This window comes from Paraburkholderia sp. J41 (assembly GCF_905220235.1).
In the GTDB taxonomy this organism is placed as follows: Bacteria; Pseudomonadota; Gammaproteobacteria; order Burkholderiales; family Burkholderiaceae; genus Paraburkholderia.
Map to the genome: position 1 here is coordinate 195,320 of NZ_CAJMZE010000003.1, position 15,671 is coordinate 210,990.

The window sequence follows — 15,671 nt, forward strand, 5'->3', positions numbered from 1 at the left end:
CCCCTGCAACAAGGAGTGAGCGCGATGACGTCCGACAACGCCCCGGATACGGTTCTCATCACCGTGTTCCTGCGGCACGACCAATCGAACAATCTCGACGCGATCCAGACCCGGCTCAAGGAAGCCGAATGGTGGGACCGCTTTCCGCCCGAAGGCGTGCGCATCGTCTCGTGGACGGTGGCGATGGGTTTCGGCCAGATCGTCACGCTCGACGTGCCGCCGCGCCTGCTGCCGGTCGTGAACCTGGAACTCGAGCGCTCGGCATGGGGCGTGTTCAGCACCGAATGTTTTCCCACTTACGATTTTTTGCCGGTTCGCGAACGCATTCGCGAGCGGGTTCGCAATGGAGGTAAATGATGGATCGATATCTTGAGCCGCATCAGGCGCGGCAACGTCCCCCGACCCAATACGAAAACCTGCTCGGCGACGCGATCGAACGCGCCTTCGGCCAGGGCATCACCGTTCTGGCGGAACTGGTCGCCTATCTGAACGAATCCGGGCCGCGCGCGCAAAACGGCGAGGCCTGGACGGAAGACAACTTCCGTGCCGAGATGGCGCGCCTGGGACAGTGAACATTCGGAGAACCCCATGAATACGGATCAAAAGGACGATATCGAAGGCACGCTGGCGCGCGGACTGCACAATCTGTGGTATCCGGTTTGCCCGTCGTCGTTCGTGAAGCAGGAACCGGTCTCGCTGCGCCGCCTCGGCCGCAAGCTCGTGTTCTGGCGCGACGTGGACGGCACGCCTTACGCGCTCGAAGATCATTGCCCGCATCGCGGCGCGCCGCTCTCGCGCGGCGTGGTGCTGGGCGACCGCATCCAGTGCGGGTATCACGGCGTACACGTGCGCTGCGACGGCGTGGTGACTTCGGTGCCGGGCAGCCCCGGCTGCAAGCTCGAAGGTTCGCGCGGCGCGCGCTCGTTCCATGTGCGCGAGCGCGCGGGCGTGCTGTTTCTCTACAACTCGGCGGCCAATATCGACGAGCCGCCGCCGCTCGTGCTGCCCGAGGAACTCACGGGCGAGGACTTTTCGTCGTTCCTCTGCTACACGGAGTGGAAGGGCGATTACCGCTACGTGCTCGACAACGTGATGGACCCGATGCACGGTGCGTATCTGCACAAGCAGTCGCACTCGATGTCCGAAGGCGATATCAGCGCGACCTTTGCGATTCGCGACACCGACCGGGGCTTCATGTTCGAGAAAGTCGGCCAGCGCGACGTGAACTTCGACTGGACCGAATGGGCCGACACCGGCTTGCACTGGCTGCGCCTCGAAATTCCGTATCCGAAAACGGGCGGCCCCGGCGGCAACTTCATCATCATCGGCAGCTATACGCCGATCGGCCCGAACATGGCGGCCGTGTTCCACTGGCGCTGCCGCAAGGTGGAAGGCTGGCAGCGCGACACGTGGCGCTTCCTGTATCGCAACCGCCTGGAAGCGCGCCATTGGGCCGTGCTCGAACAGGATCGCGAGATTCTCGAATTCATGGAGCCGGACGCGAACCAGAGCGAGCATCTGTATCAGCACGACATGGGCATCGTGCGGCTGCGCCGGCATCTGCGCAATCTTGCCAAGGCGCAGATCGAAGCCGGATCGGCGCAATGAACGCAGCGAGCGCAATGAACGCAGCGAGCGCAGGGCATCGGGCGATCGGGCGCGTGCGTTGCGAGACGGTGCCCGACGCGCCGCACGCGACGTGGAGCAACGCGCTCGTGATCGGCGACGAGATCGTGATGTCGGGCATGACCGCGCATCCGGCCACGCGCGAGGCGAGCGAGGCGGGCAAGCCGCTTTCCGCCTACGAGCAGACGCTGGCGGTGCTGGAGAAGATTCGCGCGCTCGTCGAGGCGGCGGGCGGCGAGACCGGCGGCATCTACAAGCTCGTGGTCTACGTGACAGATATCGCCGACAAGGCCGAGGTCGGGCGCGCGCGGCAGGCGTTCTTCGCCGCGCAGGTGGAAGCGGGCGGCGCGTACCCGTGCTCGACGCTCGTGGAAGTCTCGGGACTGGTGTTCCCGGAATTGCGCGTGGAGATCGAGGCGTGCGCGCGGCTTGGAGCGAAGCAGGCGGTGCGGTGAACGCGGCGCGGCTGGCGGTGCGCCAAAAGCGGCGTCGCGAGCCGTATCGCGGGCAAACAGGCGGGCAATGCGCGGGCAACACGCGGGCAATGCGCGGGCAAAAAGGCGGGCAACACGCGAGCGGCAATTATCGGCGGCGACGTCGGCAGCAATTATCGGCGGCAAAACGAGCGGCAAGACAGGCAGCACAGCAGAGAGTAGAGAGACGCAAAGATGAGCAATCCAGCAGGCACCCAAGGCGGTTTCACGGCCCTCGTTCGCACGCTGCGGCACGAGGCGCCGGGCATCATGAGCATCGAGCTGATTCCGCCGCGCGGCGAGCGCTTTCCGGCGTTCCAGCCGGGCGCGCATATCGACCTGCATCTGGCCAGCGGCCTGTTGCGCAGCTACTCGCTGCTCAATCCGTGCGGCGAGACCGACCGCTATGTGGTTGGCGTGCAGATCGACAAGAAAGGGCGCGGCGGCTCGCGCTTCATCCACGAGAATTTTCGCGTGGGCATGAGCGTGCAGCTTTCGGCGCCGCGCAATCTGTTCGCGCTCGATGAAAGCGCCGCGCATAGCGTGCTGATCGCGGGCGGGATTGGCGTCACGCCGATTCTCTGCATGTATCGCCGCCTGATCGAACTGGGCCGTCCGGTGCAGATGCTGTACTGCGCGCGCAGCGCGGACCATGCGGCGTTCATCGACGAACTGCGCGCGATGAGCGAAGCCAGCCCGACCGGCGCGAAACTCGACGTGCATTTCGACGCCGAAAACGACGGCCGCCCCGTCGACCTGAAAGCATACCTGGCGAGCGTGCCCGCCGACGCGCACGTGTACTGCTGCGGCCCCGCGCCCATGCTCGACGCCTTCGACGCCGCGTGCGAAAGCGTCGCCATCGCGAACCGGCATATCGAGCGCTTTGCGGCCGTGGTGCAGGCCGAGCCCGCGGCCAGTCACGGCTACAGCGTGGAGCTGGCGCGCAGCCGGAAAGCGGTGGAAGTCGCGCCGGGCCGAAGCTTGCTCGACTCGCTGCTGGAAGCGGGCGTCAACGTCGACCATAGCTGCATGGAAGGCATTTGCGGCTCGTGCGAAACGCGCGTGCTCTCCGGCTGCCCGGATCATCGCGATTCGGTGCTGAGCGCCTCCGAACGCGCGAGTAATCAGGTGATGATGGTGTGCGTGTCGGGCTGCAAGGGCGAGAAGCTCGTGCTCGATCTTTAAGCGGCTTTTGCCGGGTTTTTGGCGGGTTTTTGCCCGGCTTTTTCGGCGGTTTTTCGCGGTTTCTCGCGAATGCCGCGCGCACATGCCGCGCGTGAAAGCGCGCGCCGGGAGAGCGCCATATACGTGAGAACGGCGACTGCGCCATGCCTTCACGCTATTATCGCAGTCTCTCTACTGCGATTTTTGCCGATCATGGCGCGAGCAACTACGACAGGCGCAGCAAAACGGCCCACGGCCAGGAAGGCGCGCAAGGCCGGTGAAGCCGACGAAACCGCCACGCCGGACGCGCCCGCGCCCGGCGCCAAAGCCGCTTCCGGTCCCGCTTCCGGTCCCGCTTCCGTTCCCGTCTCAGCCGAACCCGACGACGAGACCGGTGGCGGCGCTTCGGCCTATTCCGTGCCGGGCCTGGAGCGCGGCTTGCGCATCCTCGCCGAATTCTCCTCGCACGAGCCGGTGCTGGGCGCGCCCGAGTTGTCGCGGCGCATCGGTATTCCGCGCACCACCACGTTCCGGCTGCTGCAAACGCTCGAATCGCTCGGCTTCCTGGAGCGCGCGGCCGGCGAGCGCAGCTACCGGCTGGGCGTGGCGGTGCTGCGGCTGGGCTTCGAATATCTGAGTTCGCTGGAATTGACCGATTTCGGCCAGCCCATTCTCGACCGTCTGCGCGACGACACGGGTTTCAGCTCCCATCTGCTGATTCGCGACGAGCGCGACGTGGTATTCGTCGCGCGAGCGCAAACGCGCGACCCCATGTTCAGTTCCGTGAAGGTGCATGTCGGCACGCGGCTGCCCGCGCATGCCACCGTTCACGGTCAGGTGCTGATGGGCGACCTGACGCTCGCCGACCTGCGACGCCTCTATCCCGAGCGGCAACTGGAGCGCTTCACCGAACGCACGCCCGCGACCGTCGACGAGCTGTATCAGCGCATTCGGGCCACGGCGGCGCAGGGCTACGCGCTGAGCGAAGCCTCGTTCGAGCGCGGCATTTCCGCGATCAGCGCGCCGGTGCGCGACCATGCGGGCCGCATCGTGGCGGCGCTCACGGTTACCGTGCCGCGCTCCGACATCGGCGACGAAGAACGCGCGCCGCTCGTCGCGCGCGCCTGCCAGGCGGCCCTCGATCTTTCGGCGCGGCTCAACTACCGGCCGCGCGTGGGCGACCCCACGCTGTCTTACGCGAACGCCTGACGCGGCGCGCCCGGCTCAAAAGCCAAAAAAAAGCGGCGGTGCCGTGCGCGCCGCCGCTTTCTTCCGCGCTCGAATCGCGCTCGAATCGCGCTTAAACCGCGCTCAAGCCGCGCTTAGAACGAGTGGTGAATGCCCGTCAGCACGATGGTCTGATTGCGCCCGCTCGACACGCCCGCCGTGAAGAACGCCGCGTCGGTGTTGCCGTTCGTGCGCTCGTACAGCACGTTCGCGTAGAGCTGCGTGTTCTTTGAAAGCGAGTAGATGTCGCCGATCTCGAACTGCGTCCAGCGGTGGCCCGCCAGCGTGGTCGTGGCCGCGCCGCCCGCCACGCTGTTGAACGGCGTGATCTGGTAGTTCGCGCCCACGTCGTAGCTCTGATACGTGTTCGAGAAGCCGGCGGATTGCAGCTTCACGCGCGTGTACACGCCATGTACCAGCAGCTTGCCGAGCTGATACGACAGACCCGCGCCCATGTTCTCGACCTTGTCGGCCGTATAGTTCGCCGCCGCCACGCCCTGGAAGCTCGTGATGCCCGTGGTCACGATGGACGGCGTGCGGTTGTGCTCGTTCGAATAAACCGCGCCGGCCTTGAACGGCCCGTTCGCATACGTGACGGTGAAGCCGTAGTTGCGGCCCGTCGCGAAGTTGGTCGTGTTGCCGAGACCCATCATCGCGCCCACGGTGAAGCCGTAGAAGTTCGCCGAGCGGAACTTGGCCGAGTTGTCGAACGGCACGACGCCCGTATCGGCGAGTTCGTCGATGTTGCCCGGGTGGAACGCGAACCAGCTTTGCGCCAGATACGCGGTGCTGAACGGCCCCAGCACGTCGAAGTTGAACGGCGTCTGGTGGCCGAGCGTGAGCTGGCCGATCTTGTCGTCGTTCAAGCCGACATACGCCTGCCGGTTGAACAGCGTGCCCGCTTTCGCGAAGCTGCCCGTGTTCGTGTAGAAACCGCTTTCGAGCCGGAACACGGCGCTCAGGCCGCCGCCCAGGTCCTCGGTGCCGAGCAGGCCCCAGCGGTCCGGCTGCGTGTTCCCCTGTTCTTCCATCCACTTCGAATGGCCGCCGACGTTGCTGACGTAGGCCACGCCCGCGTCGAGGCTGCCGTACAGCGTGACGCTGCTCTGCGCCGACGCCGCCGAACTCACCACAAGACCTGCCACGCCGGCAGCAATGATGCGTTTCACCGTTGGTACTCCTGAAGAGTGGTTATGTTTGGGTCCTGCATTGCCCGACATGGCCAGCGTCGCGAGAAGCAACACCCTCCGCGGCGTGGGGACCCGGCGCATCCGTTTATTCTTGTTAGTTCCATATATGAAACAACGTATCGCCTATGGAAAATTATAGTGAGGCTTGAAGCTGGTCAAAAAAACTTTTGGGGTTGGGGCTTACCCGATGTGGACACGCGTGTTTTGCAGCGATATGCGCGCGCGACATGAAAGATGCAGGCGCGCTTTCCGTCGCCGCTAGTGTTTTCCCTGACGCCGGTAAATTTCTTTTTTTGATCGGCGTCCGCTGACTCTATAATGACCATATATAAACCGACGTTCCTTATATGGAACAACAACCGGAGCGAGGGATGGAACTCCAGTCGACCCGCCAGGCGAGCGGTGCATTGGCCAGCCGGCGCGTGATCGTGACCGGCGGCGCGCGCGGTCTTGGCGCGGACTTCGTCGAAAAACTGGCCGCCGACGGCGCGCAGGTCGTGTTCGGCGACGTGCTGCATGACGAAGGCCGCCGGCTTGCGGAACGGCTCGGCGCGAACGTGCATTTCGTCGCGCTCGATCTCGCCGACGCCGCCAGCATCGACGTCTTCGTGCAAGCGGCCGCGCAACGCATGGGCGGCGTGGACGCGCTCGTGAACAACGCCGCGATTACGAACTCGGGCGGGCGCCTCGCCGACGAATTGAGCCTCGAAACGTGGGACGCGGTGATGAACGTCAACGTGCGCGGCACCTGGCGCATGTGCGTGGCCGCGTTGCCGCATCTGCGCGAGTCGGCGTGCGCGAGCATCGTCAACATCGCGTCCGACACGGCGATCTGGGGCGCGCCCAGGCTGCTCGCTTACGTGGCGAGCAAGGGCGCCGTGATCGCCATGACGCGCTCGCTCGCGCGCGAGTTCGGCGCGCACGGCATCACCGTGAACGCCGTCGCGCCGGGCCTCACCGAAGTGGAAGCCACCGCTTACGTGCCCGCCGAACGCCACGCGCACTACCGGCAGGGCCGTGCCATTTCGCGCTCGCAGGTGGCGGGCGACGTGACGGGGCCGGTGCTGTTTCTGTTGTCCGACGCGGCCCGCTTCGTGACGGGCCAGGTGCTGCCGGTCAACGGCGGCTTCGTGATGAATTGAGATCGAACCCGATTGAACCGAGCCTCGCTTTCGAGCGAGCCAACTAGCGAGCCCATTTGGAGAATGACGATGGCCGATGCCGATATCGAACGTAAATCGTGGGACCAGCCCGCTGACGCGAGCTTCGAACAATGGATGGAAGGGCGCGTCGCGCGCTTCGCCACACGCCGTTACGACTGGGACGCGTTGAAGTTCCAGGCCGACTACGACCCGAAATACCGCCGCGCGCAAATGCGTTACGTGGGCACGGGCGGCACCGGCGTGGCGAAAGACGTGAACACCGTGCCCGCCGGCGGCTTCACGTTCTCGACGATGGTGATTCCGGCCGGCAACGTAGGTCCGAGCCACATTCATATGGACGTCGAAGAAATTTTCTTCGTGCTGCGCGGCAAGATGAAAGTGATCTGCGAGCGCGACGGGCAAACGTGGGAATCGGTGCTGGGCGAGCGCGATCTGATTTCGGTGCCGCCGGGCGTCTATCGCACGGAAGTCAACGTCGGCGAGGAAGATGCGCTGATGTGCGTGATGCTCGGCTCGCCGAAGCCCGTCACGCCCACGTATCCGCCGGATTCCCCGCTCGCGAAGATCAAGCGCGATCTCGCGAAGTAAGGCCGCCATGCGCTCGACCGACCTGTCATTCGAGGCCCGGCTTGCCGCATTCCCCGCGCGCCGCGCGGACGTGGCGCCGTCGCGCGTTGTCGGCTACCGGGAAAGCGGCGCCGCGCACGAGGCTTCGTTGCCGCTTGTGCTGCTGCACGGCATCGGGTCGGGCGCGGCTTCGTGGGTGCAGCAGCTCGAAGCGCTTGGCGCGACGCGCCGCGTGCTGGCGTGGGACGCGCCGGGTTACGGCGAGTCGACGCCCGTGGAAGCCGCGTCGCCGCACGCCGCCGATTACGCCGACGCGTTGCGCGCGTGGCTCGACGCGCTCGGCATCGACCGATGCGTGCTGGTCGGTCATTCGCTGGGTGCGATCGTCGCGGGCCGTTTTGCAGCGGCGCATTCGCGGCGCGTGGCGGGTCTTGCGTTGCTCTCGCCCGCGGCCGGCTATGGCGCGGCGAGCGAAGCGGTGCGCGCGCAAAAACGCGACGCGCGCCTCGCGATGCTGGCGGAACTGGGGCCGCAAGGGCTTGCCGCGCAGCGCAGCGCGAACATGCTCTCGCCGACGGCAAGCGAGCCCGCGCGCGAATGGGTGCGCTGGAACATGGCGCGCATCGTGCCCGCGGGTTATGCCCAAGCCACGCACCTGCTCGCCAACGCCGATCTCGCCGGCGACGTCGCGCGGTATCCGCACGATTCTCGGGACAACGCGCAGGACAGCGCTCAAGACAGCGCGCAGGACAGCGCCGTTTGCGTGGCGGTCGGCGAGGCGGACCGCATCACGCCGCCCGCCGCGTGCGAGCGCATCGCGCAGGCCGCGAACGTGCCGCTGCAATTTATCGCGGGCGCGGGACACGCGGGCTATGTCGAAGCGCCCGGCATTTACAACACGCTCATCGACACGTTCTGCACGGCGTGCGATCGCAGCCAACAAGCCGCACGGCAACAGGAGACGAAGGCATGACGCTGGCACCGACCGGTGGCGTATCGGAAAGCGCGGAGGAAGCGGGCGAAGTCAGCGAAGTCAGTTACCGCGTGCCGGGACTCGAGCGCGGGCTGCGCATACTCAGCGAGTTCTCGCCGCGCGAGCCGGTGCTGGGCGCGCCCGAGTTGTCGCGCCGGCTCGGCATTCCGCGCACGACCGTGTTCCGCCTGTTGCAGACGCTCGAATCGCTCGGCTTTCTCGAACGCGCCGACAGCGAGCGCAACTATCGCCTGGGCGTGGCCGTGCTGCGTCTCGGCTTCGAATACCTGAGTTCGCTCGAACTGACCGATCTCGGCTTGCCGCTGATCGAGGCGCTGCGCGACAGCACGGGGCTTTCCACGCATATCGTGATTCTCGACAGCCGCGACGTGGTGTTCGTCGCCAGGGCGCAGAGCCATGCGCCGGCGTTCAGCGCGGTGAAGGTGAACGTGGGCACGCGGCTGCCCGCCTATGCGACCACGCACGGCCACGTGCTGATGGGCGACCACACGCTCGACGAACTGCGCGAGCTGTATGCGGGCGTCACGCTCGAACGCTTCACGCGTCATACGCCTGGCACCGTCGAGGAACTGTACGAGCGCGTGAAGCTCGACGCCGAACGCGGCTACGCGACGAGCGAATCGTCGTTCGAACACGGCATTTCCGTCGTGAGCGCGCCGGTTCGCGGCGACACCGGGCGCATCGCGGCCGTCGTCACCACGACGGTGCCGCGCGCGCACATCGACACCACGCTGCTCGAAAGCGGCCTGATCGAGAAAGTGCGCGAGACGGCGCTGCAACTTTCGCTGCGGCTCAATTACCGGCCGCCGGCCGAACATCGTTTTATGAAGGCATTGGGGCTTTAAATGATTCAGATCGACCTCACAGGACAGGTGGCCGTGGTGACGGGCGGATCGTCCGGCATCGGGCTCGCCGCGGCGCGGCTGTTTCTACAGGCGGGCGCGTCCGTGGCCATTTGCGGGCGCAACGCCGAACGCCTCGCCGGCGCCGAAAGCGCGCTGCGCGACGCGTTTCCCGGCGCGAAGCTGCTGGCGGCGCGCTGCGACGTGCTGGACGCCGAAGACGTCGCGCGTTTCGCCGCTTCGGTGCGCACCGCGTTCGGCCGCGCCGACATGCTCGTGAACAACGCGGGCCAGGGCCGCGTGTCCACCTTCGCCGACACCACCGACGACGCCTGGCGCGAGGAACTCGACCTCAAGTACTTCAGCATCGTCCGCCCGACGCGCGCGTTCCTGCCCGCGCTCGAACAGTCGCCGCACGGCGCGATCGTCTGCGTGAATTCGCTGCTCGCGTTGCAGCCCGAGCCGCACATGGTCGCGACTTCGTCGGCGCGCGCCGGGGTGCTCAATCTCGTCAAGTCGCTCGCCGTGGAACTGGCGCCGAGGCGCGTGCGCGTGAACTCGATCCTGATCGGCATCGTCGAGTCGGGGCAGTGGCGGCGCCGCTACGAAACGCAGGCGCAGCCGGGCCAAAGCTGGGAGGACTGGACCGGCGAACTCGCGCGCCAGAAGAAGATTCCGCTGGGCCGCTTCGGGCGTCCCGAGGAAGCCGCACAAGCTCTTTTTTATCTGGCCACCCCGCTGTCGTCCTATACGACGGGAAGCCATATCGATGTCTCAGGAGGCGTTGCACGTCATGTCTAATACCACGACGGTTGGCGAACTGATCGCCGCTTTTCTCGAACAGTGCGGCGTCCATACCGCTTTCGGCGTGATCTCGATTCACAACATGCCGATCCTCGATGCGATCAACACGCGCGGCAAGATCCGCTACGTGGGCGCGCGCGGCGAAGCGGGCGCGCTCAACATGGCCGACGGCCTCGCGCGCGTCTCGGGCGGCCTGGGCGTGGCGTTCACGAGCACCGGCACCGCAGCGGGCAACGCGGCCGGCGCGATGGTCGAAGCGCTCACGGCGGGCACCGCGCTCGTACACATCACGGGGCAGATCGAAACCACGTATCTCGATCAAGACCTCGCCTACATTCACGAAGCGCCCGATCAACTGACCATGCTCGCGTCGATCTCGAAGGCCGCGTATCGCGTGCGTTCGGTGGAAACGGCGCTCGCGACGGTGCGCGAAGCGGTGCGCGTCGCGCAGACGGCGCCGAGCGGCCCGGTGAGCGTGGAGATTCCCATCGACATTCAGGCGGCGCAGGTCGAATGGCCCGCCGATCTCGCCGCGCCGCACGTGAGCCTGCCCACGCACGACTCGCAGCGCGTCGCGCAACTCGCCGACGCGCTGGCCGGCGCGAAGCGCCCGCTCCTGTGGGTGGGCGGCGGCGCGCGCCATGCGCGCGCCCAGGTCGAGCGCCTCGTGAAGCTCGGCTTCGGCGTGGTGACGAGCGTGCAGGGCCGCGGCGTGCTGCCCGAGGATCATCCGGCCACGCTCGGCGCGTTCAACGTGCAGGGCAGCGTGGAAGCGTTCTATCGCACCTGCGACGCGATGCTCGTGGTCGGCTCGCGTCTGCGCGGCAACGAAACGCTCAAGTACAAGCTCGCGCTGCCGCAGCCGCTTTATCGCATCGACGCGGACGCGCTCGCGGACAATCGCGGCTATCGCAACACGCAGTTCGTACACGGCGACTCGGCCGCGATTCTCGACGAACTCGCCACGCTGCTCGAAGGCCGCATTCACGTCGATCCGGAATTCGCGCGGGATCTGGCCGCCACGCACGAGGTGGCCGTGGCCGAAACGGGCAAGGGCCTCGGGCCGTACAAGCAGCTCGTGGACGCGCTGCAACGCGCCGTGGGCCGCGACTTCAACTGGGTGCGCGACGTGACGATCTCGAACAGCACGTGGGGCAACCGCTTGCTGAAGATTTTCGAGCCGCGCGCGGGCGTTCACGCGCTGGGCGGCGGCATCGGCCAGGGCGTGCAGATGGCGATCGGCGCGGCGCTCGCCAACGCGGCCGCGAAAACGGTGTGTCTCGTGGGCGACGGCGGCTTGATGGTCAACGTGGGCGAACTCGTCACGGCCGTGCAGGAAAACGCCAACGTGATGATCGTGCTGATGAACGACCAGTGCTACGGCGTGATCCGCAACATTCAGGACGCGCAGTACGGCGGCCGCCGCTGCTACGTGCAACTGCATCAACCCGAATTCGCGCAGTTCTGCGCGAGCTTCGGCATGAAGCACTATCGCATCTCGGCGCTCGAACAGGTCGATGCGGTGATTCGCGACGGCATGGCGGCAAGCGGCCCGGTGATGGTGGAAGTCGACATGCTTTCGATCGGCTCGTTCGCCACCGCGTTCGCCGGCCCGCCCGTCAAGAAAGAGGAGCCCGAACATGCGTGAGCACGCGTTCGCGCCCGGCGGGCGCATTGACGTGGCGATGATCGGCTTCGGCGCGATCGGCCGGACGGTGTATCGCGCCGTGGCCGCCGACGCGCTGGTGCGCGTCGCGCAGGTCGTCGTGCCCGAGCATCAGTGCGACGCGGTGCGCGCGCTGACCGGCCCCGGCGTGGACGTCGTCAGTTCCGTCGCGGCGCTCGCGCGCCAGCCGCGTTTCGCGCTCGAATGCGCGGGGCACGGCGCGTTGATCGACCATGTGGTGCCGCTGCTCAAGTCCGGCACCGACTGCGCCGTGGCGTCGATCGGCGCGCTGTCCGATCTCTCGCTGCTCGAAGCGCTGGAAACGGCGGCCACCGAAGGCAACGCCACGGTTTCGCTGCTTTCCGGCGCGATCGGCGGCATCGACGCGCTGGCTTCCGCGAAAGAGGGCGGTCTCGACGACGTGCAGTACATCGGCCGCAAGCCGCCCATCGGCTGGCTCGGCACGCCCGCCGAAGCGCTGTGCGACCTGCACGCGCTCACCGAGGCGCGCGTGATCTTCGAAGGCAGCGCGCGCGAAGCGGCGCGGCTGTATCCGAAGAACGCCAACGTGGCGGCGACGGTCGCGCTCGCGGGCCTGGGTCTCGACGAAACGCGCGTGCGTTTGATCGCCGATCCGCAGGTCGCGCGCAACGTGCATCGCATCGTGGCCACGGGCGCATTCGGCGAAATGTCGCTGGAAATGTGCGGCAAGCCGCTGCCCGACAACCCCAAGACCTCCGCGCTGACCGCGTTCAGCGCGATACGCGCGCTGCGCAACCGTGCGGCGCACTGCGTGATCTGATTCAAGGAAGCCCGACATGTCAGACAAGGACATCATCGCCTCGCTGGTGCCGACCGCCGATATCTTCGTGGGCGGCGTGTGGAAGCGCGGGCGCGGCGCGACGTTCGCGAGCCAGTATCCGGCGGACGGTTCGGTGAACGCCGAAATCACGACCGCGAACGCGGACGACGCGCGCGAAGCGGTGGACGCCGCCGACCTCGCGTGGCGCAAGCCGGACTGGGCCGGGCTCAAGCCGCATCAGCGCGCGCTGGTGCTGTATCGCATCGCCGATCTCATCATGGCGCGCCACGAAGCGCTCGCGCAGTTGCAGCGCCGCGACAACGGCAAGCCGATCGGCGAAACGCGCGTGCTGGTGGCGAGCGCGGCGAACACGTTCCGCTATTTCGCGGCGTGTCTCGAAACGCTCGACGACGAACTCACGCCTTCGCGCGGCGACTACATGACGATGAGCGTTCATGAGCCGATCGGCGTGATCGCCGCCATCACGCCGTGGAATTCGCCGATCGCGTCCGACGCGCAAAAGCTCGCGCCCGCGCTCGCGGCCGGCAACGCGGTGGTGCTCAAGCCCGCCGAAGTCACGCCGCTCGTCTCGCTCGCGCTCGCGCGCATCTGCGAGGAAGCCGGCGTGCCGCCGGGCGTGCTGAGCGTGCTGCCGGGCAAGGGCTCGGTGATCGGCGACGTGCTGGTGCGGCATCCGCTCGTGAAGAAAGTGTCGTTTACGGGCGGCACGGAAGTGGGGCGCGGCATCGCGCGCATCGCGGCGGAGAAGCTCATGCCGGTGTCGCTGGAGCTGGGCGGCAAGTCGCCCACGATGGTGTTCGCCGACGCGGACCTCGATCATGCGGTCAACGGCGTGCTGTACGGCATTTTCAGCTCGTCGGGCGAGGCGTGCATCGCCGGTTCGCGCCTGTTCGTCGAGCGGCCGGTTTATGACGAATTCATGCACCGTCTCGTGCAGAAGGCGCGCCAGTTGCGCGTGGGCGATCCCGCGCGGGAAACCACGCAAATGGGTCCGCTCATCACCGCGAAGCATCGCGAATCGGTCGAGCGTTATGTGGCGATCGGGCTGGAAGAAGGCGGGCGTTTGCTGTGCGGCGGCGAGCGGCCCGTGGGCGACGATCGCGAGCAGGGTTTTTTCTATCAGCCGACAATACTCGAAGGGCTCGCGAACAGCGCGCGCATCTGCCAGGAAGAGATTTTCGGGCCGGTGCTGGTGGCCATGCCGTTCGACGACGAAGCCGCGTTGCTGAAAGAAGCCAACGACAGCGTGTTCGGTCTCGCCGCCGGCATCTGGACGCGCGACTACAAGCGCGCGTATCGCGTGGCGCGCGCGCTGGAAGCGGGCACGGTGTGGATCAACACCTATAAGCTGTTCTCGATTTCCACGCCGTTCTCGGGCTGGAAGGAGAGCGGCATGGGCCGCGAAAAAGGGCGGCTCGGCATTCGCGAGTACATGCAGCAAAAAAGCCTCTACTGGGGCTTGAACGACGCGCCGCTGGCGTGGGCGAACTAACAGGGCTACGCAACATGACCATTCTGGGCATCGAACAGATCACCTATGGCGTCGAGGATCTGGACGCCTGCCGCCGGTTCTTTTCCGACTGGGGCATGCGCGAAGTCGCGCACGGCGCAGGCGAGGCGCGCTTCGAAACGCTGAACGGCTGCACGGTGCTGGCCGTGCGCGCCGACGACCCCGCGCTGCCGCCCGCGTTCGAGGCGGGTTCGACGCTGCGCGAAGTGACGTGGGGCGTGGCGACGGCCGCCGAACTCGACGGCTACCGCGAGCGCCTCGCGGGCGCGCAAGGCTATTACTCGAACGCCGACGCCGTGGGCTGCATCGACCCGAACGGCATGGCGATTCGCGTGGAAGTCACGCGCAAGCGCGCCATCGACGTGAAAGGCTCGCCCTCCAACGTATGGGGCCAGACGCTGCGCGTGGATACGCCGAGTCCGGTATACGAACGTGCGGAGCCGGTGGAAGTGGGGCACGTCGTGTTCTTCACGAATTGCCTCGCGGAGCATCAGCGTTTCTATCAGGAGCGGCTGGGCTTCGAGATGTCCGACCGTTACCCGGAGCGCGGCGCGTTCATGCGCTGCTCGCCGCACGGCGGTCATCACGACGTGTTCCTGCTGCAACTGCCCACGGGCAAGCGCGGGCTGAATCACGTGGCGTTCACGGTGCGCGATATTCACGAGGTGTTCGGCGGCGGTTTGCATATCAGCCGCTGCGGCTGGGAAACGCAGCTCGGGCCGGGGCGGCACCCGGTTTCGTCGGCGTATTTCTGGTATTTCAAGAATCCGGCGGGCGGCTTGATCGAATACTACGCGGACGAAGATCAACTGACGCCCGAATGGCAGCCGCGCGACTTCGAGCCGGGCCCGACGGTGTTCGCCGAATGGGCCGTGGACGGCGGCCTGGACGGCAACACGCGGCGGCAGATCAACGCGAAGGCGCCCGAAGGCAAGTTCATGACGGACGCCAGGAAAGGCTGATGGCCGAAGCGGGCGATGCGGCGCGGCGCGTGCCGCCCAATTGCTTGCCCCATTGCCCCAATTGCCTGCCGATAAGGCGCGATTTAAGCATTTGATGCAGGATTAATATAATGCGGCCGGTTTTTTTGGTTTAACGTTTGCGTGCCGTATTCGTGTTTGACAACGCTAATATCGTTTAATAGGCTTGTATTGCCTTCCGAGGGCGCAAAAAAACGAAGGAACGCCCGCTGGCCGGGGCGTTACCTTCTGTCTCTGCGGGGAATCGGCGTTCGATTTCCCGTCATGTAAACCGGAAAAATAGCCCGGTTATCCGCGTTAATTTTCACCGCATTAATCAGCGATTAATGCGCGGTTTTCTGTTTTTATAACCCCTGAAACGTGCCTGCGCTGCCGTGACGATTAATTCGGGCACGGTTGTTTGTCCATGCGTTTTCGCTGGGGCGGCGGCGGGCGAGGTTCGCGAGCCGATGCGAGTTCCTTTCGACTTTCCGGCGTTATCCGTGAAGTGCAACTAACAGCCAACCCCGCTCGACGCCCGTAAATTGACGATGCTTGGCTTGACGAGGCGATTCGCCGGGCCGGAGCGCAGCTTGGCCGCGCCCGTGCCCGACCAGCGACCAGCGACCAGCGACCAGCAGATCGCCAGCCTCTCAAGGCCGG

16 protein-coding genes are annotated in these 15,671 nt (G+C 66.3%); 15 read left to right on the forward strand and 1 reads right to left on the reverse strand.

What is annotated here, in order from left to right:
- Nucleotides 1-24: 24 nt before the first annotated feature.
- The 6 genes from U5805_RS04480 (at nt 25) to U5805_RS04505 (ending at nt 4,472) form a co-directional block, all read left to right on the forward strand.
- Nucleotides 25-357, forward strand: a complete 333-nt coding sequence (locus U5805_RS04480) for a hypothetical protein (protein WP_322102231.1) — start codon at nt 25-27, stop codon at nt 355-357.
- Nucleotides 357-572: a recombinase-like helix-turn-helix domain-containing protein gene (locus tag U5805_RS04485; RefSeq protein ID WP_415914534.1), complete on the forward strand. Its 216-nt coding sequence runs from the start codon at nt 357-359 to the stop codon at nt 570-572. The genes U5805_RS04480 and U5805_RS04485 overlap by 1 nt, the downstream gene beginning before the upstream one ends.
- Nucleotides 573-588: 16 nt before the next feature.
- On the forward strand, nt 589-1,608 hold the full coding sequence (locus U5805_RS04490; protein WP_322102233.1) for an aromatic ring-hydroxylating dioxygenase subunit alpha: 1,020 nt from the start codon (nt 589-591) through the stop codon (nt 1,606-1,608).
- A gap of 14 nt (nt 1,609-1,622) precedes the next feature.
- Nucleotides 1,623-2,081, forward strand: coding sequence for a RidA family protein (locus tag U5805_RS04495; RefSeq protein ID WP_322102234.1), 459 nt, complete (start codon nt 1,623-1,625; stop codon nt 2,079-2,081).
- A gap of 213 nt (nt 2,082-2,294) precedes the next feature.
- Entirely contained in the window at nt 2,295-3,284 is a 990-nt protein-coding gene (locus U5805_RS04500; RefSeq protein WP_322102235.1) for a PDR/VanB family oxidoreductase, read from the forward strand.
- A gap of 192 nt (nt 3,285-3,476) precedes the next feature.
- Nucleotides 3,477-4,472, forward strand: a complete 996-nt coding sequence (locus tag U5805_RS04505; protein WP_322102236.1) for an IclR family transcriptional regulator — start codon at nt 3,477-3,479, stop codon at nt 4,470-4,472.
- Nucleotides 4,473-4,585: 113 nt separating this feature from the next.
- Here the strand turns inward: U5805_RS04505 and U5805_RS04510 are convergent, their stop codons facing one another.
- Entirely contained in the window at nt 4,586-5,659 is a 1,074-nt protein-coding gene (locus U5805_RS04510) for a porin (RefSeq protein ID WP_322102237.1), read from the reverse strand.
- A 392-nt stretch (nt 5,660-6,051) separates the two neighbouring features.
- On the opposite strand from U5805_RS04510, the gene U5805_RS04515 reads away from it, so the two are divergent.
- The 9 genes from U5805_RS04515 (at nt 6,052) to U5805_RS04555 (ending at nt 15,011) form a co-directional block, all read left to right on the forward strand.
- Nucleotides 6,052-6,822 (forward strand): SDR family oxidoreductase, encoded by a 771-nt coding sequence (locus U5805_RS04515; RefSeq protein WP_322102238.1) that lies wholly within the window; start codon nt 6,052-6,054, stop codon nt 6,820-6,822.
- A 69-nt stretch (nt 6,823-6,891) separates the two neighbouring features.
- A complete protein-coding gene (locus U5805_RS04520) occupies nt 6,892-7,431 on the forward strand; it encodes a cupin domain-containing protein (protein WP_322102239.1) in 540 nt (179 codons plus the stop codon).
- A 7-nt stretch (nt 7,432-7,438) separates the two neighbouring features.
- The gene (locus tag U5805_RS04525) at nt 7,439-8,383 is read left to right on the forward strand and encodes an alpha/beta fold hydrolase (protein ID WP_322102240.1); all 945 of its coding nucleotides are present in this window, start codon (nt 7,439-7,441) and stop codon (nt 8,381-8,383) included.
- On the forward strand, nt 8,380-9,249 hold the full coding sequence (locus tag U5805_RS04530) for an IclR family transcriptional regulator (RefSeq protein WP_322102241.1): 870 nt from the start codon (nt 8,380-8,382) through the stop codon (nt 9,247-9,249). The genes U5805_RS04525 and U5805_RS04530 overlap by 4 nt, the downstream gene beginning before the upstream one ends.
- Complete coding sequence (locus U5805_RS04535; RefSeq protein ID WP_322102242.1) at nt 9,250-10,047, forward strand: SDR family oxidoreductase; 798 nt, start codon at nt 9,250-9,252, stop codon at nt 10,045-10,047.
- Complete coding sequence (locus U5805_RS04540) at nt 10,040-11,698, forward strand: thiamine pyrophosphate-binding protein (RefSeq protein WP_322102243.1); 1,659 nt, start codon at nt 10,040-10,042, stop codon at nt 11,696-11,698. The genes U5805_RS04535 and U5805_RS04540 overlap by 8 nt, the downstream gene beginning before the upstream one ends.
- Entirely contained in the window at nt 11,691-12,518 is an 828-nt protein-coding gene (locus tag U5805_RS04545) for an aspartate dehydrogenase (protein ID WP_322102244.1), read from the forward strand. Before U5805_RS04540 ends, U5805_RS04545 begins: the two co-directional genes overlap by 8 nt.
- Nucleotides 12,519-12,534: 16 nt before the next feature.
- Nucleotides 12,535-14,031 (forward strand): aldehyde dehydrogenase, encoded by a 1,497-nt coding sequence (locus tag U5805_RS04550; RefSeq protein WP_322102245.1) that lies wholly within the window; start codon nt 12,535-12,537, stop codon nt 14,029-14,031.
- A 14-nt stretch (nt 14,032-14,045) separates the two neighbouring features.
- Nucleotides 14,046-15,011, forward strand: a complete 966-nt coding sequence (locus U5805_RS04555; RefSeq protein WP_322102246.1) for a VOC family protein — start codon at nt 14,046-14,048, stop codon at nt 15,009-15,011.
- Nucleotides 15,012-15,671 lie beyond the last annotated feature (660 nt).

Bases quoted from the DNA above. Each gene is read 5' to 3' on its own strand.
- U5805_RS04485 (WP_415914534.1), top strand. From the start codon at position 357: ATGGATCGATATCTTGAGCCGCATCAGGCGCGGCAACGTCCCCCGACC.
- U5805_RS04550 (WP_322102245.1), top strand. From the start codon at position 12,535: ATGTCAGACAAGGACATCATCGCCTCGCTGGTGCCGACCGCCGATATC.
- U5805_RS04540 (WP_322102243.1), top strand. From the start codon at position 10,040: ATGTCTAATACCACGACGGTTGGCGAACTGATCGCCGCTTTTCTCGAA.
- U5805_RS04500 (WP_322102235.1), top strand. From the start codon at position 2,295: ATGAGCAATCCAGCAGGCACCCAAGGCGGTTTCACGGCCCTCGTTCGC.
- U5805_RS04535 (WP_322102242.1), top strand. From the start codon at position 9,250: ATGATTCAGATCGACCTCACAGGACAGGTGGCCGTGGTGACGGGCGGA.
- U5805_RS04505 (WP_322102236.1), top strand. From the start codon at position 3,477: ATGGCGCGAGCAACTACGACAGGCGCAGCAAAACGGCCCACGGCCAGG.
- U5805_RS04545 (WP_322102244.1), top strand. From the start codon at position 11,691: ATGCGTGAGCACGCGTTCGCGCCCGGCGGGCGCATTGACGTGGCGATG.
- U5805_RS04495 (WP_322102234.1), top strand. From the start codon at position 1,623: ATGAACGCAGCGAGCGCAGGGCATCGGGCGATCGGGCGCGTGCGTTGC.
- U5805_RS04480 (WP_322102231.1), top strand. From the start codon at position 25: ATGACGTCCGACAACGCCCCGGATACGGTTCTCATCACCGTGTTCCTG.
- U5805_RS04530 (WP_322102241.1), top strand. From the start codon at position 8,380: ATGACGCTGGCACCGACCGGTGGCGTATCGGAAAGCGCGGAGGAAGCG.
- U5805_RS04525 (WP_322102240.1), top strand. From the start codon at position 7,439: ATGCGCTCGACCGACCTGTCATTCGAGGCCCGGCTTGCCGCATTCCCC.
- U5805_RS04555 (WP_322102246.1), top strand. From the start codon at position 14,046: ATGACCATTCTGGGCATCGAACAGATCACCTATGGCGTCGAGGATCTG.
- U5805_RS04515 (WP_322102238.1), top strand. From the start codon at position 6,052: ATGGAACTCCAGTCGACCCGCCAGGCGAGCGGTGCATTGGCCAGCCGG.
- U5805_RS04490 (WP_322102233.1), top strand. From the start codon at position 589: ATGAATACGGATCAAAAGGACGATATCGAAGGCACGCTGGCGCGCGGA.
- U5805_RS04520 (WP_322102239.1), top strand. From the start codon at position 6,892: ATGGCCGATGCCGATATCGAACGTAAATCGTGGGACCAGCCCGCTGAC.